At 58.1% G+C, this 23,895-nt stretch carries 17 protein-coding genes and 3 tRNA genes; 9 read left to right on the top strand and 11 right to left on the bottom strand.

Going from position 1 to position 23,895, the window contains the following annotated elements; genetic code table 11:
* Positions 1-117 precede the first annotated feature (117 nt).
* Complete coding sequence (locus LVD12_RS00855) at positions 118-1,047, bottom strand: electron transfer flavoprotein subunit alpha/FixB family protein (protein WP_237064915.1); 930 nt, start codon at positions 1,045-1,047, stop codon at positions 118-120.
* Positions 1,047-1,796 (bottom strand): electron transfer flavoprotein subunit beta/FixA family protein, encoded by a 750-nt coding sequence (locus LVD12_RS00850; RefSeq protein ID WP_237064913.1) that lies wholly within the window; start codon positions 1,794-1,796, stop codon positions 1,047-1,049. The genes LVD12_RS00855 and LVD12_RS00850 overlap by 1 nt, the downstream gene beginning before the upstream one ends.
* A gap of 352 nt (positions 1,797-2,148) precedes the next feature.
* Between LVD12_RS00850 and LVD12_RS00845 the strand changes: the two genes are divergently transcribed.
* Both LVD12_RS00845 and LVD12_RS00840 read left to right on the top strand, forming a co-directional pair.
* Positions 2,149-3,786 (top strand): electron transfer flavoprotein-ubiquinone oxidoreductase, encoded by a 1,638-nt coding sequence (locus tag LVD12_RS00845; protein ID WP_439651310.1) that lies wholly within the window; start codon positions 2,149-2,151, stop codon positions 3,784-3,786.
* Positions 3,787-3,953: 167 nt separating this feature from the next.
* Positions 3,954-4,583: a cysteine hydrolase family protein gene (locus LVD12_RS00840; RefSeq protein ID WP_237064911.1), complete on the top strand. Its 630-nt coding sequence runs from the start codon at positions 3,954-3,956 to the stop codon at positions 4,581-4,583.
* A 78-nt stretch (positions 4,584-4,661) separates the two neighbouring features.
* Here the strand turns inward: LVD12_RS00840 and LVD12_RS00835 are convergent, their stop codons facing one another.
* From LVD12_RS00835 to LVD12_RS00820, 4 genes are all read right to left on the bottom strand, one after another.
* Positions 4,662-7,397: a TonB-dependent receptor domain-containing protein gene (locus LVD12_RS00835; RefSeq protein ID WP_237064909.1), complete on the bottom strand. Its 2,736-nt coding sequence runs from the start codon at positions 7,395-7,397 to the stop codon at positions 4,662-4,664.
* A 116-nt stretch (positions 7,398-7,513) separates the two neighbouring features.
* Entirely contained in the window at positions 7,514-9,172 is a 1,659-nt protein-coding gene (locus LVD12_RS00830; protein WP_237064907.1) for a beta-helix domain-containing protein, read from the bottom strand.
* Positions 9,173-9,670: 498 nt separating this feature from the next.
* Positions 9,671-10,240 (bottom strand): DUF1285 domain-containing protein, encoded by a 570-nt coding sequence (locus tag LVD12_RS00825; RefSeq protein ID WP_237064905.1) that lies wholly within the window; start codon positions 10,238-10,240, stop codon positions 9,671-9,673.
* Entirely contained in the window at positions 10,233-10,913 is a 681-nt protein-coding gene (locus tag LVD12_RS00820; protein WP_237064903.1) for a TetR/AcrR family transcriptional regulator, read from the bottom strand. The genes LVD12_RS00825 and LVD12_RS00820 overlap by 8 nt, the downstream gene beginning before the upstream one ends.
* Positions 10,914-11,122: 209 nt before the next feature.
* On the opposite strand from LVD12_RS00820, the gene LVD12_RS00815 reads away from it, so the two are divergent.
* From LVD12_RS00815 to LVD12_RS00805, 3 genes are all read left to right on the top strand, one after another.
* On the top strand, positions 11,123-12,052 hold the full coding sequence (locus LVD12_RS00815; RefSeq protein ID WP_237064901.1) for a peptidylprolyl isomerase: 930 nt from the start codon (positions 11,123-11,125) through the stop codon (positions 12,050-12,052).
* A gap of 128 nt (positions 12,053-12,180) precedes the next feature.
* A complete protein-coding gene (locus LVD12_RS00810) occupies positions 12,181-13,035 on the top strand; it encodes an acyl-CoA thioesterase (RefSeq protein ID WP_237064899.1) in 855 nt (284 codons plus the stop codon).
* 79 nt (positions 13,036-13,114) lie between these two features.
* A tRNA-Pro gene (locus tag LVD12_RS00805) sits at positions 13,115-13,191 on the top strand.
* Between the two features lie 582 nt (positions 13,192-13,773).
* On the opposite strand, the gene LVD12_RS00800 is transcribed toward LVD12_RS00805, so the two are convergent.
* A complete protein-coding gene (locus LVD12_RS00800) occupies positions 13,774-15,366 on the bottom strand; it encodes a DUF1254 domain-containing protein (RefSeq protein WP_237064897.1) in 1,593 nt (530 codons plus the stop codon).
* 39 nt (positions 15,367-15,405) lie between these two features.
* Positions 15,406-16,776 (bottom strand): DUF1254 domain-containing protein, encoded by a 1,371-nt coding sequence (locus LVD12_RS00795; protein WP_237064895.1) that lies wholly within the window; start codon positions 16,774-16,776, stop codon positions 15,406-15,408.
* Positions 16,777-16,960: 184 nt separating this feature from the next.
* On the opposite strand from LVD12_RS00795, the gene LVD12_RS00790 reads away from it, so the two are divergent.
* From LVD12_RS00790 to LVD12_RS00775, 4 genes are all read left to right on the top strand, one after another.
* Positions 16,961-17,878 (top strand): HAD family hydrolase, encoded by a 918-nt coding sequence (locus tag LVD12_RS00790; RefSeq protein WP_237064893.1) that lies wholly within the window; start codon positions 16,961-16,963, stop codon positions 17,876-17,878.
* A 619-nt stretch (positions 17,879-18,497) separates the two neighbouring features.
* Positions 18,498-19,733 carry a hypothetical protein gene (locus tag LVD12_RS00785; protein WP_237064891.1) on the top strand — a complete coding sequence of 412 codons (1,236 nt, stop codon included), beginning with the start codon at positions 18,498-18,500 and terminating at the stop codon, positions 19,731-19,733.
* 512 nt (positions 19,734-20,245) lie between these two features.
* Positions 20,246-20,319, top strand: a tRNA-Cys gene (locus LVD12_RS00780).
* 90 nt (positions 20,320-20,409) lie between these two features.
* Positions 20,410-20,496: transfer RNA gene (locus LVD12_RS00775), tRNA-Leu, on the top strand.
* A gap of 147 nt (positions 20,497-20,643) precedes the next feature.
* Here LVD12_RS00775 and pgsA read toward each other — a convergent pair.
* The 3 genes from pgsA to LVD12_RS00760 form a co-directional block, all read right to left on the bottom strand.
* A complete protein-coding gene (gene pgsA / locus LVD12_RS00770) occupies positions 20,644-21,210 on the bottom strand; it encodes a CDP-diacylglycerol--glycerol-3-phosphate 3-phosphatidyltransferase (RefSeq protein ID WP_237064889.1) in 567 nt (188 codons plus the stop codon).
* Between the two features lie 98 nt (positions 21,211-21,308).
* Positions 21,309-23,156 carry an excinuclease ABC subunit UvrC gene (gene uvrC / locus LVD12_RS00765; RefSeq protein WP_237064887.1) on the bottom strand — a complete coding sequence of 616 codons (1,848 nt, stop codon included), beginning with the start codon at positions 23,154-23,156 and terminating at the stop codon, positions 21,309-21,311.
* A 67-nt stretch (positions 23,157-23,223) separates the two neighbouring features.
* Positions 23,224-23,862 (bottom strand): response regulator, encoded by a 639-nt coding sequence (locus tag LVD12_RS00760; protein WP_439651309.1) that lies wholly within the window; start codon positions 23,860-23,862, stop codon positions 23,224-23,226.
* Positions 23,863-23,895 lie beyond the last annotated feature (33 nt).

Raw genomic sequence — 23,895 nt, 5'->3', positions numbered from 1 at the left:
CGATAGGGGGTGACGCCCTGTGCTGGCACTGCCTGTACCGGTTTCCGTGTTCCAGACAGGTAGCAAAAGGGCGGCCATCGCCGCCCTTTCTGTGCTCGCCAGTATATAAAGCGAAAATTACAATTTTGTTTCCAGCTCCGGGACTGCATCGAAGAGATCCGCGACCAGGCCATAGTCCGCGACGGAGAAGATCGGCGCCTCCTCGTCCTTGTTGATGGCCACGATCACTTTGGAATCCTTCATGCCCGCCAGGTGCTGGATGGCACCGGAGATGCCCACCGCAATATACAGGTCCGGCGCGACAATCTTGCCGGTCTGGCCAACCTGCATGTCATTCGGGACAAAGCCTGCATCCACTGCCGCGCGGGAAGCACCGACAGCGGCGCCCAGCTTGTCGGCCAGCTTGTACAGCATCTCGAAGTTGTCACCGTTCTGCATGCCGCGACCACCGGAGATCACCACCTTGGCAGCGGTCAGCTCGGGGCGGTCGGACTCGGCCAGTTCTTCGCCCACGAAGGACGAGACAGCGGCGTCATCAGCGATATCCACACTTTCCACTGCCGCGCTGCCACCTTCTGCTGCCACGGCATCGAAAGCCGTCGAGCGGACAGAAACCACCTTGATTGCATCGGAGCTCTGCACGGTGGCAATCACGTTACCAGCGTAAATCGGGCGCTTGAAGGTATCGGCGCTCTCGACGGCGACGATGTCGGAAATCGGTTGCACATCCAGCAGGGCCGCCGCACGAGGCAGCATGTTCTTGCCGGTAGTCGTCGCCGGCGCCAGGATATGACTGAAATTCTTGCCCAGGTCGGCAACCAGCTTGGCAACGTTTTCCGCCAGCTGATGCTCGTAAGCCACGTTGTCGGCAAGAATCACCTTGGCCACACCGTCAACCTTGGCCGCGGCTTCCGCAACCGCGCCGCAACCAGCACCCGCAACCAGCACATGTATATCGTCGCCAATTGCCTTGGCGGCAGCGATGGTGTTGAGGGTGGCGCCCTTCAGCTCGGCGTTGTCGTGTTCTGCAATAACGAGAATGCTCATCAGATTACTTTCGCCTCGTTCTTCAGTTTTTCTACCAGTTCCGCCACGTCGGCGACCTTGACGCCGGCCTGGCGCTCGGCCGGCGGCTCGACCTTCAGGGTCTTGGTGCGCGGCGTGATGTCGACGCCCAGGTCCGCCGGGGTGGTGGTGTCGAGGGGCTTTTTCTTCGCCTTCATGATGTTTGGCAGGGAAGCGTAGCGCGGCTCGTTGAGGCGCAGGTCTGTAGTGACTACCGCCGGCAGCTTCAGCTCCACGGTCTGCAGGCCGCCATCGATCTCGCGAGTCACTTTGACAGCACCGTCCTCTACGACAACCTCGGAGGCAAAGGTGCCCTGGGCCATACCGGTGAGGGCGCCCAGCATCTGGCCGGTCTGGTTGTTATCGCCATCGATGGACTGCTTGCCCATGATGACCATCTGCGGTTCTTCTTTCTCTACGATCGCCTTGAGACACTTGGCCACCGCCAGCGGCTGCAGCTCTTCAGCGGTCTCTACCAGGATGCCGCGGTCCGCGCCCAGTGCCAGTGCGGTGCGAATCTGCTCCTGACACTGCTTGGGGCCCATGGAAACGGCGACTATCTCGCTGACAACGCCTTTTTCTTTCAAACGCACGGCCTCTTCCACGGCAATTTCGCAGAAGGGGTTGATAGACATTTTTACGTTGGCAGTGTCGACGTCACTGCCGTCCGCCTTCGGGCGAACCTTGACGTTGTAGTCGACAACGCGTTTCACAGCTACAAGAACTTTCATGGAAATCCCGTCTCGGTAATCTGTTTACAAGCCGCGACTGACAGGTCAAATCGCGAACGAATCGGATCGTGGAGTCAAACAGTTGTTTGAACGCGGTGTATGTTGAGCCTTCTATACGGCAAAATCAATAGGCTGCCCCGCCCTGCCCGACCATTCCCCAGATATGCCAGGGAGAACAGGAGCGTCAAATCCGGTCACCCTAACCTGTTGAAATATGGCGTATTTGCCACGGGAAATGGATACTCCTGCAATTGGTAGGGTTGAATAAACACCGATATAATCCGCGACCAATATAAAAGCCAAAGGCCCCGTGGCCGGCAATAATACCGTGAAACTAGCTGAGGAGAGCGCCGTGGAACGCGAATCAATGGAATACGATGTAGTGATCGTGGGAGCCGGCCCCGCAGGCCTGGCAGCGGCCTGCCGTATTCGCCAGCTGAACGAAGACATCTCCGTTTGTGTCGTGGAAAAAGGCTCCGAGGTAGGCGCCCATATCCTCTCGGGCGCAGTGTTCGAACCCACTGCCCTGAACGAGCTCTTCCCGGACTGGAAGGATCGCGGTGCCCCACTCAACACCCCGGTAAAAGGCGACGACATCTACGTCATGGGTGGCGCCGAAAAGGCCACCCGTATTCCCAACCTCTTTGTGCCCAGTACCATGCACAACGAGGGCAACTACATCATCAGCCTGGGCAACCTGTGCCGCTGGCTGGCCGAGCAGGCTGAGAACCTCGGGGTAGAAATCTTCCCGGGTTTTGCCGCCGCTGAGGTGCTCTACAACGAGGACGGCTCCGTCAAGGGAATCGCCACCGGTGATATGGGTGTGTCTGCCAACGGTGAACAGAAAGACTCTTATATGCCGGGCATGGAACTGCACGCCAAGTACACCCTGTTTGCCGAGGGATGCCGCGGGCACCTGGGCAAGCAGCTGATTTCCCGCTTCAAGCTGGATGAAGGCAAGGACCCGCAGCACTATGGCATCGGCATCAAGGAAATCTGGAAGGTTGCCGACGACAAGCACCAGCCGGGCCTCGTGGTCCACACCGCAGGCTGGCCCCTGGATGAGAGCGGCTCCCACGGCGGTGGCTTCCTCTATCACCTGGAGGACAACCAGGTCGTGGTCGGCCTGATTACCGACCTGGCCTACAGCAACCCCCATGTCAGCCCGTTCGACGAGTTCCAGCGCTACAAGCATCACCCGGTCATCAGGCAGTACCTTGAAGGCGGACAACGCGTAGCGTACGGCGCCCGCGCCATTACCAAGGGCGGCCTGCAATCCCAGCCCAAGATGACTTTCCCGGGCGGCCTGCTGGTCGGCGATAATGCCGGCACCCTGAACTTTGCCAAGATCAAGGGTAACCACACTGCCATGAAGTCCGGCATGATCGCCGCAGAGACCGTGGTCGAAGCCCTGGGCGCGGAGCGCGGCGGTGACGAGCTGAGCGCATTCGCCGACAAATACCGGGATAGCTGGGCGTGGAAGGAGCTGCACAAGCAGCGCAACTTCGGCCCGGCCCAGCACAAGTTCGGCAATATCCTCGGCTCTGCCTACGCCTTTATCGATATCAACATCTTCCAGGGCAAGCTCCCGTGGACCCTGCGTGACACCAGACCAGACCACGCCCAGCTGAAGCCTGCTGCGGACTGCAAGAAGATCGCCTACCCGAAGCCTGATGGCGTGCTCAGCTTTGACAAGCTGTCCTCGGTGTTCATCTCCAACACCAACCACGAGGAAGACCAGCCCTGTCACCTGACCCTGAAGGACGATGAGATTCCGCTCAACCACAACCTGCCCATCTACGATGAGCCGGCCCAGCGCTACTGTCCGGCCGGCGTCTACGAGGTGGTGGAAGATGCCGGTGGCAAGCGGTTCCAGATCAACGCCCAGAACTGCGTGCACTGTAAAACCTGTGACATCAAGGATCCCACGCAGAACATTGTCTGGGTCTCACCCGAAGGTGGCGGGGGTCCCAACTACCCGAATATGTAAGACCAACGGGTCACCATATTTCCTTGTCCGGGCGCTCCTTGAGCGCCCTTTTTTGTGCCGCCAATCCCACCCCCTGCCATCCAGCCCGGCCTGAAACGCAACCACAGGCATTGGCTACACTGAGAGAAGCTTCCCGCGCCATCCTGTAGCCATTGAAGAGAAACGCGATGAAATCCGCCCTGCTCTGTATCGATCTCCAGCATCTCTGCGCCGTTCGCGGTGAGGGGATTTTCAGGCAAAGCGACCGCTGCCCGTTCAGTACTGCAGATCAGGACTACTTTTTCGATCGACTGGAACAGCAGGTCCTGCCCAATGTTCAGAAACTGCAGGCAATCTTCCGCGACAAGGGCATCGAGGTCCTGCATATTCGCACCCGAAGCAAGACCAAAGACGGACGCGAGCGCACCTTCTGGCAGAAGCGGGCCGGGCTGCTGGCCACCCCGGGTTCCCGGGAGTCAGAATTCATCGACTCTGTGAGTCCGCATGACGACGAGCTGATCGTCAACAAGACCGGCTCGGGACCATTCGGCAACACCAATATCCACGCCCTGCTCGTCCAGCTGGATGTCCAGCAGCTCTATTGCTGCGGTGTACATACCAATACCAGTGTCGAATCCACGATCCGGGCCGCAGCGGACTATGGCTATTGCCCGGTTCTCGTCGCGGATGCCACCGCTGCGGTCAGCCAGGCACTGCAGGACAGCTGTGTCGAGCGGTTGCAGGGGCAATGCTGTGAAACCATCGAAACCGCCAAGCTGGTGGAGGACTTCAAGCACCACCTGCGTTCCGTGGGCTGACAGTCCCGTCGATAAAAAAGCCGGGGGCTGCAGCAGCCCCCTCAATGTCATCCCTTCTTGTTTTGTCGATTCCTTTGATCAGAACTGATACTGGGCACTCAGAGAGAAAGAGGAGCCCGGCTCCTCTTCATACACTGTGACGCCACTGCGCTCGATCTCCACAGACTCATCCAGCAGGTTCTGCAGTTTGGCCTTCAGGGTCATCTGCTCAGTGGGATACCAGGAGTAAGTCAGATCCAGAGAGTGGAACGGCTGCTCGAAGGCATCCGGGGCACCATTGCGACCCGCAAGGTAAAGGCGCTCACCAAACACGTTGTAACCCAGCGTCGCCGCGTGGTTCCCGTCAGGTGAGTCGAAGCCCAACAGCATGTTCACCACGTACTCGGATGCACCGGTCATTTCCCGTACCGGGTTTGTCGGCGCGTCGGCCTCAGCACCGGCAACCAGCTCAGAGTCCTGGACAGTGATATTGCCCTGCAGGAAGAAGCTGGCCATGACTTCTCCGAGGAAGTCCATGGTCTTCAGGCCCTCAAGCTCGATGCCGGTAATCTCACCGGATTCCGCATTGATGATCTCACGAGCCACGTTGGTGTCACTGGAACCCAGCTCGAAAAATTCAATCGGGGCCGCAATGTCCTTGTAGTAAGCGGACAGTGTCAGATTGTCGCCATGATCAAAGAACCACTCAGCACGGATATCGTAGTTGCTGATCTCAGACGGGCGGGCGTTGGGATTACCCTTGATCTGCTCATCCGTGATCGGATCGATGTAGATTGCATCGGTGATCTCACGCAAATCCGGGCGAACAGCCGTCTTGCTGGCGCCAAAGCGGAGCTGGAATGTCTCCGCCCAAAGAGACCCCATGTACGTCAGGGAGAGCGAGGGATAAATGGCGTCCTCGGAAAAGACGGCATTCTCCAGCTCTTCCCGATCCATGGTGATCTGCGGATCCCCTGGGGTAAAACCATAGGGGTTCCAGTCCAGTGCCACCTGGTTATATTCTTCCCAGCGGGCACCGGCGGAGACGCGCCAGGTTTCATTCAGAGTCCAGTCGAACTTACCGAATGCGGCATCGGTCAGGGTTGCTGCAATGTAGCTCTGGCTGTTGGCGCCAGCCCGGTCGAAGACAAAGTTGTTTTCCGGGTTGGTGATACTCTCATCGCCGAAGACCTCGTCAAGACCGCCCTGCAGTGAGGCCGGGTTGGCAACGCTCAGCGCACCGAGCCGGAACTCGGTCTGCTCATACGTGCGGCCTTTCTCAGTGCGGGCAAAGCCACCGGCCAGCTCCAGCCTTGAGGTAGAGAACGTCAGCGGCAATGTCACCAGCCAGCCATAACTCCTGACTTCATCCTCCAGTTTGGTGAACCGGAAGCCGGCACCGTTGACACCAACACTAACGGCGGAGCTCACAACCTCACCGGTGGCATCGGTAGACGTATCGGCGTTGACGTTAACCTCATTGGGGATATCGGTAGCCGCTGTGGACTCCGAATAATGCCAGTCCAGAACTGCATCTTCCGGCACCCAGTTCAGCACGCCTCCGGGGACCATTGCCTTGGTAGCCATGCCGATTGAGTGAGAGCCTTTGGCCTGGTTTACGAACAGGTCGCGCTCTTCATACTTGATGCTGTATTCGCGGAAACCACGACCATCGGATACTTCGCGGTTTTCATTGAAGTAATCGCGGATTGCGGTCTCGTCGTCGGTGTTGCGCAGGTACAGGCTGGTCGTGGTGATCTCATGCTCATCACCGTAACGCAGGCCCAGGTTCAGGTTGCCACTCAGATCCACTGAATAGGTGGACTTCTCCTGGGTATCAATACGCGCTTCCGGGAAACCATAGCTGCGCTTCAGGCGCTGCTCTTCACGCCACTTGCTCTTGTAGGAAGCGCCAGCCAGAAAACCCAGCTCCCAGTTGTCACCAAAGTAGAAACGGTTACCAACACTGCCCTTTATATCGCTGTCCGGGTTACTGGAGTCTTCCTCGATCGCGATGTCACGGTTCAGGTAGGTGGCGATTTCGCGGTTCAGCGCCTGGGCCGCCTGGTTCGCCTCCTGGGCTGATCCGAACTGCACACCCTCACGTTCCAGCGTATTGCGAATGTCCTGCACACCGAGGCGCCCCTGGAAACGCTCCAGGTACCAGTCCAGCTCGCTGGCCATGCCACGGGTACCGTCATCGGTGCCAAAGGCATCATCGTCACCACCGCGGTAGCTCAACACATCGCCATCGGTTTCAGTATTCATGCCAGTGCCGACTTCAACCGCGAAAGTCAGGTCATCCGGGATGCTCTTGGTGCGGATATCCACATTACCGCCGCCGAAGGTCGCAGGCTGGTCTGCTGAGTAGGACTTCTGTACCGCCAGGGAATCTACAACCGAGGTGGGGAAGATATCCAGCGGGATTACGTTGCGGGTGAGATCCGGAGAGGGAACCGTGGCGCCGTTCAGGGTGGTGCTGGAATAGCGCTCACCGAGGCCGCGCACATACACAAACTTGTCATTGACCAGAGACAGGCCCGATACACGGCGCAGTGCCGCTGCAACCGTGGAGTCCCCCACCCGGCCGATGATCTCGGAGCCCAGCACGTCGGTCACGACCTCTTCTTCCAGGCGCTCATTGATCAGCATCTCGGCAGAGTCGCGCAGACGCCCCTGGACCATCACTTCTTCGAATTGGGGAGCGCTCAATTGCGGCGCAGTACCCTTTTCGACCAGTTCTGCATCCTGTGCCATGACACCGGATGCCAGGGAGAAGGCCGTGGCGATAGCCAGTACCAACGGCGCTCTCTGAAATTTTTCTTTCTTAACCATTTCCAGGCCTCTTATCGTTCCTGTATACCACTGCGGTAGAATCAAACAGGGCGCCGACTCCCTTTGAGAAAGTGGCGCCCCAAGGGATCAGGCACTCGGTCCCCAACCATTACTTCTTATTGTTCGAACCACAGCGCCTGGGCACGGCTGCCCTCATGCAGGCCATAGGTCCAGCCTAGGGTCCAATCAGTGCCGTTCAGGTCCAGGGCACCCAGGTAGGCGCGCTCAATCGGGCTAATACCCACAGCGGCACCGTCTACCAGCATGGTGTCAACCGGCAGGGACTGAAGCCCAAGGTCACCGCCCAGAATTTGCAGACCGGTATCGGCTGCTGCAGTCGGGTCGACAGCACCAGCGATGGTGGCAAAGACGTTGCCATTGGCCACAGCCCAGGCTTCCAGGCTGTCAGCGCCAACCGGGCCACCCTTGGTCTTTTCTTCACAGGCGAAGATGTTGGAGGTGATCGCCACTTCAGTGCCAGTCGCCGCCTCGGCCAGGGTCTCATCACTCTCTACACGCAGGCAGTAGTTGTTGCCGTCAGCCGGGGTTTCGTCGGCACTGTAGGAAGCGATAACCATAGAGTTGGTGATCATCGGGAAGATGCCCTCACGGAAACGCCAGCCAGCGCCCGGATCATGGGTTCCTCCAGCCTGAGCAGAGATGATGCAGGTCAGGCCATCGATAACCGGGCGGCTGTTCAGGCCCGCGGCAATCAATGTGGCGTAGTCCTGGTCACCGTCGTAGCTGCCGATACCGTCAGATTCGATGCAGTGGTTACCATCGGTTGCACTCTGGACAACCAGGGCGTTGGTGACGGAACCGCTCCAGCCCTCGTCGATGTCGATGGAGTCGTCACGTACGTACAGGGCAACGTAGTTCTCAAAGCTCACCGCTCCGCCAAACATCTCGATGCCATCATCGTAAGTGGAGTACACCTGCAGGTTCTTGACGATAGTGCCGCTGCCTACGCCGCCGAAGGAGATACCGTTCAGCTCGTCACCACTGTTGACTTCAGCACCGGTGTGCTTGACGCGAACGTATTCCAGCTGACCCGAGCTGTCTGCGTTGTTGGCACCACCGTAGTTGGACTGGTCCCTACCAACAGAACCTTCAGCCAGCAGGTGACACTCGGAAGTAGCCAGGTCACCGCCAGACAGGGTGCCGCTGTAGGCACACTTGTTGGTGATACCGAAACCGTTGATCACCATCCCACCCCACTGCTGGACTTCTTCCGGACCTACGGTACCGTCGATGTCACTGACAGAAGTAAAGGTGATCGGGGCTTGCGCTGTGCCCACTGCGAAAACCTGGGAGCCGCGATTGACCACCATGAACTTGGTGGAATCCGGGAAAGCGATGGTGGCGCCGGCCTGAATATTCAGCCTGGCACCGTCACCGCCCTCAGTGATACCGGCAGCAGCCATGGAAGCGTCGTCGTCATAGTTGTTGCCGACAAACAGACTGCCTTCAAATATGTGTGCACCACCGTTTTCAAGGGCGGGGATGTTCAGGTCGACGGTCAGCGGGTTGCCAGAGTCAACGAAGCTGGCAGCGTAGGTACAGTTGGTACCGTCAAAAGAGCCCTGCCGTACCTGACCAGCCTTCTCGTAGGAGGCGCAGGGATTACTGGTGTCGGAGTTGCCACCACCGCTCACAGAATTATCGACTGAGTTATCAACGGTCTGCGGCTCAATGTTGATACCACCGCTGTCACAACCGGCCAGCAGAGCGGCGATTGCGGCGGAGAGCAGCAGCTTGCGGTTTATGTGCTTCATGGTTTCCCCCTAACAGGAAGTGTTGCAAAATTCGGCAACCAAAAACTCGGTTTTGTTGTTTCAGCTGTGCGTCCTGAATCTCAGAAAACCGGATCCCTGGTAACCTCGAAATCGTGATTTTTTTATCGCCTGAGCGATTCGGGCGAAGGGGAGTCTAGAAAGGGAACATTGCGGAAATGTTACTTTGCAGCGTCAATCCGGTGACATTTGCCAGGAAATTTCACCGGGAGACCTTTTGTGAAACTATTGTTGCAAACAGGTTTCACCCAATGCTTACTTGGTAAGCAACAGACCGGAATTCAATGGAGCGATCTTCACTGGCAATCGGGTTGATTAAAGCCAACATGCGACGGAAAAGTCGGGCGGAGTCCGAGAATGCCCCTGACTGGAACGGGGAAGGAAAAATGGAAAGGGCTCGAGTGAAATTGATGTAACGGTGGGGATGATGAAAAAGGGGAAAACTACACAGTCCGGACGGGCGAACTGTCACAACGGCGATCAATAACTGCCCAGAGGAAAATTCGCTCCGTCACTGACAATGTCGATCTCGGCGGACCCAGCAGTAGCACCACCCGTGCCGGTACCCTCCGTGGCCCAGCCCACCAGTTGGTAATACACTTCGCGGGACACCCTGGCCCAGAGATCATCGCGGATTTCAATATAGGGCACCGGCTGTGGAGGTTCGCCAAAGGGCCTCAGGCTCCAGCCTGTATCCCGGGTCAGGGAAACGACATCACCGGTGTTGGTGGTGAAGAGCAATAAAGAGGCACCATCGCGGTCGCCCTTGGCGACCTGAGTGACAAGAAAAGGCGCATCCTCCACGTGAATCCGCCACTTCTCCACCGGTGTTACCAGGAAGTAGTCGTCACCCTCCCGACGCAGGATACTGGCAAACAGGCGAACCAGTGCCTGTCGCTGTATTTCAGTGCCCTCGTGCACCCAGCGACCATCCCGGCAGATAACCAGGTCCATGTCACCGCACAGCTCCGGGTTCCACTTATGCACCGGCGGGTGACCGGTAAACTCATCCCGGAGCTTCTGCAGTTGCTCGAATAGCGGCTCAGCCAAAGGAGGACCCCGGCATGCCGCCAGGCTGCTGGGGCTGGTCCGGCGGCCGGCGGCCGGAGACGTCGCCAATATGGACGCCGACATCCATGATGAACTCCATCAATCCCTCACGATCCTCGATGACATCCGCAAAGGAGCGGGAGTGGTAGAGTTCCACCGCCCCCTGTACCAGCGCCCAGTAGGTGGAGTAATAAAAATAGGCCGGCACCCGCTTCAGCTTGCCCTCCTCCATACGACGCTCAAAGACCCGGTTCAGGGCCTCGGCATTGGAATTGCGGATGGCATGAAGGTCGGCGATCATTTCCGGCGCCAAATTGAGCGCGATGATTTTCTCTTCGAGGCGCTGGAACAACCGGTCTTTGGCCGGATCTGCCATTCGGGACTCGAAGTACGCGCGCGCGGGAGCGGTAATGTCGCCCTTTTCCGCCGAGGCGACTGCGGCCTTGATCCGTTCGGTCAGCGCCTTTTCATAGTCCATCAACAGGCGCATATAGATCTCTGTCTTGGAGATGAAGTGCTTGTAGATGGTGCCCTTACCAATATCTACCCGCTCGGCAATCTGCTCCACCGTGACCTTTTCCTCACCGTGCTCGAGCAGAAGCTCCAGGGCGGCATCCAGAATTCGCTGCTCCCGTGCGCGGAAGCGCTGCACCTTCTCTTTTGCCTTATCCATACCTGCAACCTTACCTGTCCTTGCATTTCCAGACTGAAATTGACTGTTCATTCATGAATGATAGGCAATTCATGCAACTTGGAAAAGCGGATTGGAGAACTAATTCGCCAGGGATCGCAAGTTGTGACTGAGCGCGCAGCTGCAAGCGGTTAACATAGCTTCAGGCGCCACTTTGGCCTTCAAAATAACCAACCAATAAGGAGCCGCACTTGCCCTCCCCCAAAATAATCCGTCAGTTGATGGCGACTTTTCTTGTTGCCCTCTGTGGCGCAACTGGCGCGAAAGTTGTCATTGCAGCGCCGAATCCGGAAGAGACCTCGCCAGTCCGCGCCCCCAGCCTGATCATCGCCGGCGCGCCCGATACTGATTGGCGGGCTGTCCGACCAGAAAACCTCCTCATACTGGAGCTGCCGTCAGGTCCTGTCACGATCGAGCTGGCCGAACAGTTTGCCCCGGGCCATGTCGCCAATGTACGCAAACTGGTTACCCAGGGTTTTTACGACAACCTGGCCATGTACCGTGTCATCGACGGTTTTGTAGCGCAGGGTGGAGACCAGTCCGGTCAGCGGGAGACAGGCAAAGCCAAACGCACTATCCCGGCCGAATTCACCACTGGGGCAATAGCCGCCGACAAGTTCAACCCTATCCCCGGCCCCGACGGTTACGCCGAGGAGACCGGGTTCAGCGGCGGTTTCCCTGCCGCCCGCGATCCCGCCAGTGGCAAGACCTGGATGGTCCACTGTTACGGATCTGTGGCCATGGCCCGCGAAGAGGGCGCTGACAGTGGCGGCACGGATTTCTATATCGTCATCGGCTCGGCTCAGCGCTATCTCGATCGCAACACCACGGTCTTCGGCCGTGTGATCAGCGGTATGGAGGCCGTGCAGCAGTTGGCCCGGGGCAACGGGCCCGGCGGCCTTCTGGCCGAGCCGGCAGTCAACCGCATCGCCAGTGCCCGGCTGGCCAGCCAGCTGCCGGCAGCAGAACGACCGGCAGCACAGGTAATGCGCACCGATTCCGCCAGCTTCGCCGAGCTGGTCAGGTCCCGCCGTAACCGCCCGGAATCCTGGTTCCGCTACCGCCCTGACCACACCGATGTGTGCGCCATCGGCGTGCCGGTGCGCTTCAGCGGCAACTGAAAGCCGGTCCGCACTGCGAGATGGCCACCAGTGCCCCAACTGGTATCATCCGCGGCGACGGCAGGATGCTACGTCCCTGCCCCATACTGATTACCATGGATTTACTCAGCGAAAGGCCCCACGTCCCTATGGAGAAACTCAGCCACTTACTGGATGTCGAGGAACTCGATCTCAACCTGTTCCGCAGCCGACACCACGTGGAAAACTATCGCAAGATATTGTTTGGCGGGCAGGTCCTCGGCCAGGCCCTGATGGCCGCCACCCGGACCGTGGAGGACCGCCTGCCCCATTCCCTGCACGCCTACTTCCTGCGCCCCGGCAGCAGTGAAATGCCCGTCATCTATGACGTCGACCCGATCCGCGACGGCGGCAGTTTCACCACCCGCCGCGTGGTGGCCCGCCAGAAAGGCCGCGCCATCTTCAATATGTCCGCCTCTTTCCAGATCCGCGAAGAGGGCTTCGACCACCAGGCATCCATGCCCACCGGCGATGTGCCGGATCCGGAGTCCCTGAAGAACACGCAACAGCTCGCGAAAGAGGCCGGGCTGACCAGCGCAGCGCATGACCAGAGCCGCTACATGATCGATTTCCGCCCCGTGGACCCACAGAGCTACTTCAGCGCCTCCGTGCGGGAGCCCAAATGCATGTTCTGGTTCCGGGTAGAGGGCGAAATGTCCGATGACCCCGTGGAACACCGCTGTGCACTTTGCTACGCCTCGGACCTGGCCCTGCTCGGCACCAGCCTGCAGCCGCATCCCATTTCGCTGTTCGATCCACACCTGATGCCGGCCAGCCTCGACCACGCCATGTGGTTCCACCGGGACTTCCGCGCAGACGAGTGGTTGCTGTACGTCACCGACAGCCCCTCCGCCAGTGGCGCCCGTGGCTACTGCCGGGGCCAGCTGTTCACCCGCGACGGCGTCCTGGCAGCGTCCACCTGCCAGGAGGGCCTGATCCGCCAGATCGAGGATAAAAAAGATTAATTTCTCTTAAATCAGTGGTTTACAGACAGCGAGCGGCTGTTATAATGCCGCCCGCTTCACTGATGAAGCACACCAAAACCGGTGAGTAGCGCAGCCTGGTAGCGCACTTCCTTCGGGAGGAAGGGGTCGGAGGTTCGAATCCTCTCTCACCGACCAAATTTGAAAAAACCCGCTCATTGAGCGGGTTTTTTTATGCCTATGTTGCGCAATTATCCCAAGAGCAGGATAAATTTTCTCTCTCTTTGATTCGCACACAAAAACTAGCCTGGGACACTCGGGACACTTATTATCCGGCAAACCTAGTGCCGACTAGGTGCTGCTTCCTCCGGCCCCTTCCCACCTGGGGAAGTGGTGGGAGGTAGCATCTATAATGGTCTACTGATCCCGGACACCAATTTAGGTGTGTCACTAAAACCGGGATATTTACACAGAGAGATGTGAAACTGCTCCAGTCGGTGTTCTCCTTGGATGTGGACTCTCACCACATCACGACAAGCGCTCGTCGGCCGGGAGTGGCAGAGGGCGTCCATGACGCGATCAGCGGCCACTCGGCAACTTATACCGGTCGTGGGGTTGGCGGCATCGACACACGGACGGCCAACGAAATGATCCAGAAGATAGGACGGCCTGTTTGCCAGTAGCCCGCTAGCGGGAATTGCATTGCGAACCGTGTAAGTGGAGTCAGGCATGCGAGTAAATCATGCCTTCCTCCACCTATCACATGCGATTTCTACTGTTTTACCAGCTGGCCTTCTCTATATCAGGCAGAAGCCACGACTTGTCGAAATATGCTTCCGTGGGTGAGTAGAAACGGAAATAGGTAAACCAGGCCCGCCCGGGCACAGTGGGAATCCAGTTCTTTTCTTTGCCCGGCGGCGGGGTCGGCCCGAAGTAGATATCAATTGAACCATCATCATTTTTGATCAGGTCCATGCGCGAGGACTTGTCCGCGAGTCTCTGCTTGTTGTCGATCGGAGCGCGGGTGGACACATCGTAGACGGTGGTGGACCAGAATTCGGCGGCCGGGGCATTCGGGGGGATATGCAATTTGTACTGATTGGCACCATCCAGCCAGTCGTTGTCACTATCCTTATAGGCAGCCAGGTATATCTGGTCTTTACCGGGGGTTTTCGACTGCATGGCCGGGTCATTGGTGACCGCCTCGTAAAACCACGCAGCGCGGCCATCCAGGGAATCGTAGTGTTCCCAGCGCTGGTCAGGCGGGGAAACGGTGGCAATTTCCCAGTGACTGCCCTTTTTGTAAATGGACTGCTCCAGACGGGGATTTTCAAAGTCATTGGCCTTGGCCATCGCCTCCCCGACCAGCGCCGCCTCGGTCAATATTTCCTTCTGACGGGCATCAGGCTTGAACGGTTTGCCCTTCTCAATGCCCAGCGGCTTTAGCATGGCATGGAAAAAGCGATCCCGCTCATCCACGGGTTCACGATTGAGGATATCTGCCAACCGTTCAAAGTAGGTAATACCACGCGGCTGCCAGCCCGCCCAACGCTTGTCCCCTGCTTCAATGACCTTGGTATCCGGTGCCGAACCCTCATTTGCCAGCGGGTAGATCTCGATTTTTGACAGGGCATCTCGGCGCTCCTCCTCGTCCTTGCTCATCAGCCGAATGCCAAAGAAGACGCTGTTGGTGGGTGACTCGAACACTTTATAACTAGCGGGCACGTCGGGCGCATCAGTGCCGGGAGCGTGAAAGACATACTTCCCGGGCTCTGTCATCGGCGCGATCGCAATTTGCCACATACTGTGCATAGCACCGCGTACCTTCGCCTCCGGCATTTCCACGACGATAGGGCCAGTTTCGTTCAGCCGGATAAAGCTGAGCGCATAGGGCGTTGTCGTGTTGGCGGTCAAAAGCCCCAGCTTGGATACGTAGTCGGGATAGTGGACGATGTCCCCAGACTTGGCTTTGAACACGTTCTCGTGCTCGTGTTGCCACTGGGCGAAGGAGACAATCGGTATCGCCCAGATGTAGGCCTGGGTGGCACGCTGAAAGTCCATTTCGTCGAAAAGTTTTTCCTTGGTCTCATCCGTGGGGTAACCGTTGGCAAAATCGTGAGTGAACGAGAGCTTGCCGATCCGGGTTTCGATGGTCACGCCACCTTCCGGGGCCTCGCCTTCACCCGTCATGGCGCCCTGCGAACCTGCACCAACACTTTCACCGCCGCTGCCGGCCGCTTGCCCTGTATCAGTGGCCGGTGCCTGCGGATCGGCCGCCGCCTGTTGCTCTGCCCGCTGCTCCTTACCGCCGCCACAGCCGGCGGTGAGCAGGAGAGCCAGGATTACTACTGTCCAGTTGCTGTAGCGCATCATCGCTATACCTCATTGAAACTTTTGCAATCAGTTTCGGCGCTATTCGAGCGGCTGCGGCATATAGTCGGGCTGCTTGTAGGTGCCGTCGATGATTGCCTTGCTCGGCCCGTAGGTGCGTAGCACCAGCCAGAAAGGACCGTCGGGGGCAGGAAGCCAGTTACTCTCCTTGTCCTTACCCGGTGACTTGTGGGAGAAATACAGCGTCAAGGAGCCGTCGGGGTTGCGCTTGAGGCCCTTGGTGCTGGAACCAATGGAATAGCGGTCGATCGGGTTGTCCACCAGATAGCGCTCCGGCAGGCGGTACATGGTGTAGGACCAGAAGTAGTCCACCGGGGGCTCCTCCCCCTTGGGGAAAGTCACGGTGTAGCTGGCCTTGCTGCCATCGGTTTCCTCGCCGTTTACGTCGTTCGGGTTGGTCAGGTAGATCGACTGCTCCGGTACATTGCCGAAGATGCCGAGGTATACGCCCTGGGCACGGTTGGCGTAATCGGTGCCGATCCGTTCGCGGGGACCGAAGAAGTCCGCCGGATCGTACTTACCCCGACCGACGCGATCGAGATGTTCACGGGCGTCCTTCGCACCCGCGCGCAGGGCCTTCTGGGTTTCTGCGGGCAGCTCACTGAACTTCCACCCACCCTTGGCATCGAGGCCGAGCTTATCCAGCTTGGCGTACATGGCGCTATCGGCGTCATTACGCGCGGTTAACGGCAACATGAAGCTGACGTAATCCCAGTATTTGTCAGTGGTCTCCGCACCCTCTTCCCAGGTTGGCCAGTCGATCTTCGGTGCAGCTGCCGGCGCCTTGGTGCCGAGGTAAGCACTCAGCGGCTCCAGCTTGTACCCTTGCTGGATTTCCTTGACCCGTGGCAAGTCATCCTTGCCCCCGATCAGCTGCGTGCGCGTCAGTGAGCCGAGGAAGTCACTCTCACCGCGAATAATGCGGTCGATGCCCTTGGGCTTCTCACCCTGCCAGTCTGGTGCCGCCAACAATACCTTGATGCCGTCATTGCCGTCGTTTACTGAGCCGGGATTATCCAGCACATAGCCCCACAGGTCGTCCCACTGGCTGGTATAGAACCGCTCTTTCTCGATTTTCGGCAACGTCAGCACCCACGGCTCAGCCCGCAGGTCTACCCACGCATACGAATAAGGTGTGTCGTTGTTGGGCGTGACAATATCGGTATCCTCTGGAGCGGAAACACCGAGGTGCACCCACTTGCCGAAGGCCCGGTCACCCTCAATCGCCTGTCTGTACATAGTGCGGTAGTTCATAACCAACGGGTAGGTAAAGAAGTAAGCTTCCTTCGCCATCTCCTTTGCCGCCTTTGCATCTGGCTGAGACTGGGCCAGAGCGTAAACCGCCAGCCCGGCGAGCAGCACGCTAGCCGCTGCAGTGTGAAACCACTTCATTGATCATCTCCTAGCTTTGCCATCTGTGACCGGAAGGTCATCAATGTGCGCCCGCCCGATCTGCAACCAATTCATCAGAATAAGAGTAGCTGAAGGAAAATATCTGTGAGTAAGTGATCTGCAAGCCACGAAGTCACCACGATCTACACTTTTTTACTACAGGCTATTTCGAAGGGTAATGAAGATGAAGTGGAGAATGGCGTTGGCGCTGGCAATTTGCATGCCTGTGTTTTATCAAAGCGCAAGTGCAGAGGAGGCCCATGCTGATCATGTGATTTCGCACATCCTGGAGGCCAGGCTTGCCATAATCGACAACGCGGAGAAATCCGAATCTGACCAATTCGTCTTTTTGGCTTTCTGGGATTTTGACGACACGATCCTGAAGGGGGATTGCGCAGGTGGCTTGCGTATCGACGATAAGACGATTTACAGAGGTTTGACTGAGCTGGCCATCGAGTCCGGCTACTCACAAATTTACGATCGCGAGGAGGGTCTACCTCGTTTCTGGAAAGATTACGTCGTTTTGGAAGAAAACATCGGACCGTGGATTTCCTACCCCTTCCTGCCTCAGATGCTGCGAGGCAGCCGGGAGAAGGACGTTTCATCGCTGGCACGCAACCACTTTGAAGATGTCTTGCAAAACTATTTCTTCAAGTCCTCGATCAAAATACTGAATGCCCTTGAGAAGAACGGCATCCAGAACCATGTGATATCCGCCAGCCCTGATATTTTCGTCGATGCCGCGGCTTCGACCCTTGGCTTGCCGAAAGAGCGGTTCAACGGGGTTGAGGTGAAGATAGAAGACGGCCGCCTGACGGAAGAAATCGTCTACCCCGTTACCTGGGCTAATGGCAAGGTCGAGAAGCTGACCTCTATCGTTGCGGCGACCAAACGGCAACATCCCGGCAAACAGGTGGTCGTGCTCGCTGCTTTCGGAAACAGCTATGGCAGTGACGGCCCCTTCATGAAACACGTTGCCACCCAGGCATTGCCGGCAGGGAAGCCTGTCGGGGTAATGATCAACGGTGGAGCCCCCCTGGAGCCCTACCAAGATCTTTTTCTCAAAGTGGAACAATCTGAAGTTCAGTCTTCCGGGCAGTGAACCTCGGGATTCTGCATGAAAGAGCCTCAAGATTCCGAACGCGGAGCACAGGGTGACGCGGGAAATCGCGCACCCTTTGCCTGACTTTTATGAGAAAAATCTAGCGTATACCCCCACTTTCCTTTTTATGCTGTCTGTAGTGGTCTACTGATACCGGATACCGGATACCGGATACCGGATACCGGATACCGATTTAGATTATGCAGTCGCCGCCGGAGAAAGAGGTGTTCAATGAGTAGACAACATCGCCCCTCCTCCCCTAATTCAACCTGGGTGTCGCCTGGCGGTCTTGGACCAGGGGTATTCAGGCCCGCTCTCTTGATGTCTGACGAAATGAATTGTGCGCGATGGTAGTCCGACTAGTCGATGGTCGAGAGATCGTCGGTCAACAAGTGCTTTGAACGTTCACTGAAGGCTAAGGGCAAGGCAGCAGACCGTGCCCCGAGCCTTGAAGCCGAACTCGACAAGCTGGTGTCTGAAGCCCGACTGAAGCTGGCAACAGTGACCTGCCCCACTTGGAACGACCAGTCAGAGATTCCCACAAACTGTCGTACACTGCACGGCACTAGTCGGCTTATTCCCTGTCCAATCTCGAAATCAATAAAGCACCGGGAGCAAGATGGTTTTACACAGGCTCAACTCCGTCATCCTTTTCCTGACCGTGTGGTTGGTGATCTCCAGCAGCGTATCCCGCGCCGCCGAGCGATTCGACATCGACTATATCGCCGAGATCAAGCCCGGGCAGGGTGTGGCCGAGGTTCGCATCCAGCTGAGGGGTGCGGAGCTGCCCCGCAAGCTGGTCCTGCACCTGGATGAGGATCGCCACAGCGATCTTCAAACGACCGATCCCCTTGAGATCAAGGGTGATAAGGCCACCTGGCGGCCCAGCGGAGACAAGGCCACTCTCAACTACCAGTTTCGCATTGACGAGCAGAAGGCTTCGGGCAGCTATGACTCCCGCATTACCCCGGACTGGGCAATTCTGCGGACCGACAAGTTGATCCCGCCGATTTCCGCCACACTTCCGGCCGGGCTTCGCTCTCGTGCTTATTTGCAGCTGGAGATGCCCAAGGCCTGGTCTGCCGCCCTGCCTTACGAGGAGGTCTCCGGGGACCGGTTCCGGATCAAGGATCCCGGGCGCCGCTTCAAGCGCCCGAAGGGCTGGATGATTATTGGCAAGATCGGCAGTCGACAGGACATCATTGCCGGGGTCAGCACTCGTGTTGCCGCCCCTCTCGGCGACAATATCCGCCGCCAGGATGCCCTCGCCTTCCTGAACTGGAACCTGCCCGAGGTAGTGAAAGTCTTCCCTGAGTTCCCGGAACGCCTTTTGGTTGTAATGGCGGGGGATCCCATGTGGCTGGGTGGACTCTCGGGAACCCGGTCGCTGTTTATGCATGCCGACCGTCCCCTGATCAGTGGCAACCGGACCAGCAGCCTGATCCACGAACTGGTCCACGTTGCCACAGGTATCCGTGGGGACGGCCAGAGCGACTGGATCGTTGAGGGACTGGCCGAATTCTATGCCCTGGAAATTCTCCGGCGGTCTGGCGGTATCAGTGACGACCGTTATCAGGAGGCACTGGAGGGGCTTGAGGAGTGGGGCCAGAAATCCCGCTCACTGTTCAGGAAACGATCGAGCGGAGCTACAACGGCGCGGGCCGCGGTTATCATGGCGGCAGTGGACCGGGAGATCAGATCGGCCAGCGACAACCGGGCGAGCATCGATGATGTAGCCCGCGGGTTGGCGAAAGAGCGCGGTAAGGTAACCCTTGCCCAGTTCCGCCGCCTGGCTGAGAAGGCCGCAGGGAAACCGGTTGAAGCACTCTCAGAGGAAAGCCTCGCGGACCGGTAGCCGTAAATTACAGGCAAAAAAAAGCCCTGACGACGGGGGGGGGGGGGAGAGCGTCAGGGCCAAGACCATTAGGAGTGAAACTTGGAGGATTTCATCCTGAACAAATTCAGCGGGCAAGGCTCCGGGGAGCGCCCTACCGGCCTTACCGAGCGCGTTGGGGGTCGCGCAGGCCAGTTATCAAAAAGTATCGAACAATATTCGCGAATAGCCAGCCAACAGATCCCTCCGCCCAAGATCGAATCGCAATAACAGACCAGCCAAGTATTACGAATCACAAGTTCCCGGGGCTCTAACCTGTCAGGCCGAACTCCCCGTCCAGTTGGGCAGATTCCGGGCACGATTGTGACCGGTATGACTCCCTGCCCCCAGAGTGCTTGACTAATCTCACCGACCCCCTAGAATAGCGCGCTCTTGCTCGCCTTGAGGCGCGTAAGTATCAGAAAACGCTAGGATTTTTCGGCTCAATCCGCTAGAATCCTCGCGCTTTTACCGCTCCAGGCGGTATCCCCTAAGGCTAGGTGGCAGAGTGGTCATGCAGCGGACTGCAACTCCGTGTACGCCGGTTCGATTCCGACCCTAGCCTCCATTTTCCCTCCCGCTCAAGTCTATTGAGTGGGCGCACAGCGAGAAAACCCGCGGCAAGCCGACCCGGCAAAGCCTCTCGCCCAGCTACCCCGCCCGGGTGGTGAAATTGGTATACACAAGGGATTTAAAATCCCTCGCCTCTATAGGCTTGCGGGTTCAAGTCCCGCCCCGGGCACCAATCATCCCCCAATCAATACAGTAAAAGTTCGAAAGAATGCGTCTGGACGCGCACCCAAAGTGCCCGCTGGCCGGGTGAAACTGTCTTGTGAAGAGGAAGAAGGCCGGGACCCCTTGGCTTTCGCAGGCCCCCGGCAGGAGTCAACGGTCAGCTGCCGCTGTTGTCGTCTGCGGTGAGGTCGGGCCAGGCTGCCCGCAGGTACATCACCATGGTGTACAGCGTCAGGGTCGCGGCTAAGTAGAGGAGAATGTAACCGATGGTCTCCATTATCGGGTAATCGCGCACATCAAACGCCAGCAGCACGATGATCGCAGCCATTTGCGCCGTGGTCTTTATCTTGCCAACGAAAGACACTGCGACGCTGCTGCGCTTGCCCAGCTCTGCCATCCACTCCCGCAAACCTGACACCGCAATTTCCCGGCCGATGATGATTGCCGCTGCGATGGTAAACCAGGCATTCTGATGCAGGCCCACCAGCAGGACGAGCGCAGTCGCAACCATCAGCTTGTCGGCAACCGGATCGAGGAACGCTCCAAAGGGGGTGCTCTGGTCGAGCTTGCGCGCCAGATAGCCATCGAGCCAGTCGGTGATGGCGGCGGCGGAGAAAATTATCGCAGAAGCGAAATAACTCCATTTATAGGGAAGATAAAAAACCAGCACGAACACCGGTATTAACGCGACACGTAGCAATGTGAGTTTGTTGGCGAGAGTCATGCTTTTCCCTGTGCTTGCGGTGCGCGTAAGTTACCAAGTCGACGCCCAAAAGGGAACTTTACGCGCCGCCCCGCAGATTCCTGGCAGTCTACTCAGTATTAATGGCTGTGCAGTGCGGAGTATATATCCTGCGCCAGTTTACGGCTGACTCCATCAACCGAGGAGAGCTCCTCAACAGTGGCGCGCTTGATCTCGCGCAGGCCACCAAAGTGTCGCAGTAGCGCCCTACGGCGCGCAGGACCAATGCCCGGAATCCCTTCCAGCGGCGACTCGCGGCGCTTTTTGTCGCGACGCTGTCGATGACCGGTGATCGCAAAACGATGGGCCTCATCCCTGACCTGCTGGATCAGGTGGAGCGCAGGCGAATCTGCAGACAGCACCAGTTCCCGCCCCTCAGCGACGATGTGCAGGGTCTCAAACCCGGCCTTGCGGGTGGTTCCCTTGGCTACGCCGATGATTTGCACCCCGACCACGCCCAGCTCATCCAGGGTTTCCACCGCCTGCCGCACCTGCCCCTTGCCACCATCGATCAGCAGAATATTGGGAAACTTGCCCTCTCCACTGGCCAGCCGCGTGTAGCGGCGCTTGAGCGCCTGGGCCATGGCCGCATAATCATCACCCGCAGTGATGCCTTCAATGTTGAAGCGGCGGTAATCTGACTTCACGGGTCCGCCGGTATCGAACACGACGCAGGAAGCCACCGTCGCCTCCCCCGAGGAATGGCTGATATCGAAGCACTCCAGCCTCTCTGGCACCTGCTCCAGGTTCAGGGCCTCCTGGAGGGACTCAAAACGTCCCTGCAGCTTCTGCTGCGCCGCCGTACGGCTGGTCAGGTTCTGTGCTGCCGCTTCCTGGGCCATGGTGACCCAGGTCGCCCGGGCTCCCCGTAGCCGGTGAAGAATCGACACCTCCCTGCCACTTTGCTGGCGCAACGCCTCCTGGATGGGCTCAACATCTTCGATTGGCTCGGAGGTGAATATCTCCCTCGGCACTTCGCGCTGGCTGCCGATATAGAACTGGGGCATGAATTCAGAGAGAAGCTCTGAAGGCGAGAGCCCCAGGCGCTCATCCGGGAAGTAACTGCGGCTGCCCAGAATACGCCCCTGGCGAATAAACAGGATATGCACGCAGCACGCGCCACCCTGGCTGGCGACGCCGAGCACATCCACATCGCCACGGTCCCGCTCCGCAACCTGGTCCGCATGCAATTGGCGCAGTGCCCCGATCTGGTCCCGCAAGCGAGCCGCTTTCTCGAACTCCAGGGCCTTCGAAGCCTGATCCATTTCATCTGCCAGCTCGCGGATGATGCTGTCGCTCTTGCCAGTCAGAAACATCTCAGCGTGGCGTACATCGGCCTGGTAATCCTCCTCACTGATATAACCGACACAAGGAGCGGTACAGCGCTCGATCTGGTACTGCAGGCAAGGGCGTGAGCGATTGCGGAACACGCTGTCCTCGCAGGAGCGGATGCGGAAGGTCTTCTGCAGAAAGTTCAGGCTGTCGCGCACGGAATGAGCGTTGGGATAGGGACCGAAATACTGACCTTTTTTGCGCTTGGCGCCCCGGTGCAGGGCAATACGGGGATAAGTGTCCCGACTGGAAAGAAAGATGTAAGGGTAACCCTTGTCATCCCTGAGCATGACGTTGTACGGCGGATGCTGAGACTTGATGAGGCTCTGCTCCAGAACGAGCGCCTCGGTCTCGCTGCGGGTCACCGTGACCTCGATACTGGCAATGCGCTGCACCAGCGCCATGGTCTTGACGGTCAGCCCGGTGGCTCGGAAATAACTGGAAAGGCGATTGCGAAGATTCTTGGCCTTGCCCACGTAGAGGATGCGGCCTTCGCTGTCGAACATCTGGTAGACGCCCGGCTGACGGGTTACCGTCTGCAGGAAACGCTTGCTGTCAAAAGGAGACGTCCCTTCCGGGACCTTGATTTCCGTCATTGAACTGCCTGGAACGGGTCAAACTTCGCACCGGAAACCAGCGTAGACGGACATCACGAAAGTGATTTCAGAACACTGCTTCCGGATCCAGCAGGTGATATTTTACCGCCAGCAGGGTCAGTTCGACATCACTGTGAATGCCGAGTTTGTCGAAGATCCGGTAGCGGTAGCTGTTGACGGTCTTGGGGCTGACAGCGAGAGTATCGGCGATCTCAGCCACCTTGCTGCCATTGACGATCAAAACCGCGGTCTGCAACTCGCGTTCGGAAAGGTCGTCGAAAGGAGAGGCATGTTCGGTCTTTCCGGAAACATTGCGCATGGCCATCTTGGTCGCCATGGAACTGCTGATGAAGACCTCACCAGCCTGGACTGTGCGAATGGCCCGCACCATTTCTTCCAGATCCGCCCCCTTGGTCACGTAACCGCGGGCCCCTGCCTGCAGGAGCCGCCCGGGGAACACATCATCATCGAGAGCGCTGACAGCGATCACCTTGATGTCGGGAAAACGAGTCAGCAACTTCCTGGTTGCCTCGAGGCCACCCATGCCGGGCATTTTAACGTCCATCAGGATGACGTCGAACTCTTCTTGACGGGCAAAGGCGAGCGCCTCCTCCCCGGATTTCGCTTCGCCCACCACCTGGATATCGTCGACATCACCCAGCATGCGTGTGATTCCCATACGCACGAGGTCGTGATCGTCAACCACTAAGACTCTTATCAAAATAGCCCCAACTGCGGA

The organism is Microbulbifer guangxiensis, from assembly GCF_021729075.1.
GTDB lineage: Bacteria > Pseudomonadota > Gammaproteobacteria > Pseudomonadales > Cellvibrionaceae > Microbulbifer > Microbulbifer guangxiensis.
This window is presented reverse-complemented; position numbering and strand designations above follow the sequence as displayed.

Bases quoted from the DNA above. Each gene is read 5' to 3' on its own strand.
- uvrC (WP_237064887.1), bottom strand. From the start codon at position 23,156: ATGACGGAAATCAAGGTCCCGGAAGGGACGTCTCCTTTTGACAGCAAG.
- LVD12_RS00850 (WP_237064913.1), bottom strand. From the start codon at position 1,796: ATGAAAGTTCTTGTAGCTGTGAAACGCGTTGTCGACTACAACGTCAAG.
- LVD12_RS00840 (WP_237064911.1), top strand. From the start codon at position 3,954: ATGAAATCCGCCCTGCTCTGTATCGATCTCCAGCATCTCTGCGCCGTT.
- pgsA (WP_237064889.1), bottom strand. From the start codon at position 21,210: ATGACTCTCGCCAACAAACTCACATTGCTACGTGTCGCGTTAATACCG.
- LVD12_RS00820 (WP_237064903.1), bottom strand. From the start codon at position 10,913: ATGGATAAGGCAAAAGAGAAGGTGCAGCGCTTCCGCGCACGGGAGCAG.
- LVD12_RS00800 (WP_237064897.1), bottom strand. From the start codon at position 15,366: ATGATGCGCTACAGCAACTGGACAGTAGTAATCCTGGCTCTCCTGCTC.
- LVD12_RS00855 (WP_237064915.1), bottom strand. From the start codon at position 1,047: ATGAGCATTCTCGTTATTGCAGAACACGACAACGCCGAGCTGAAGGGC.
- LVD12_RS00810 (WP_237064899.1), top strand. From the start codon at position 12,181: ATGGAGAAACTCAGCCACTTACTGGATGTCGAGGAACTCGATCTCAAC.
- LVD12_RS00830 (WP_237064907.1), bottom strand. From the start codon at position 9,172: ATGAAGCACATAAACCGCAAGCTGCTGCTCTCCGCCGCAATCGCCGCT.
- LVD12_RS00785 (WP_237064891.1), top strand. From the start codon at position 18,498: ATGGTTTTACACAGGCTCAACTCCGTCATCCTTTTCCTGACCGTGTGG.
- LVD12_RS00790 (WP_237064893.1), top strand. From the start codon at position 16,961: ATGAAGTGGAGAATGGCGTTGGCGCTGGCAATTTGCATGCCTGTGTTT.
- LVD12_RS00835 (WP_237064909.1), bottom strand. From the start codon at position 7,397: ATGGTTAAGAAAGAAAAATTTCAGAGAGCGCCGTTGGTACTGGCTATC.
- LVD12_RS00795 (WP_237064895.1), bottom strand. From the start codon at position 16,776: ATGAAGTGGTTTCACACTGCAGCGGCTAGCGTGCTGCTCGCCGGGCTG.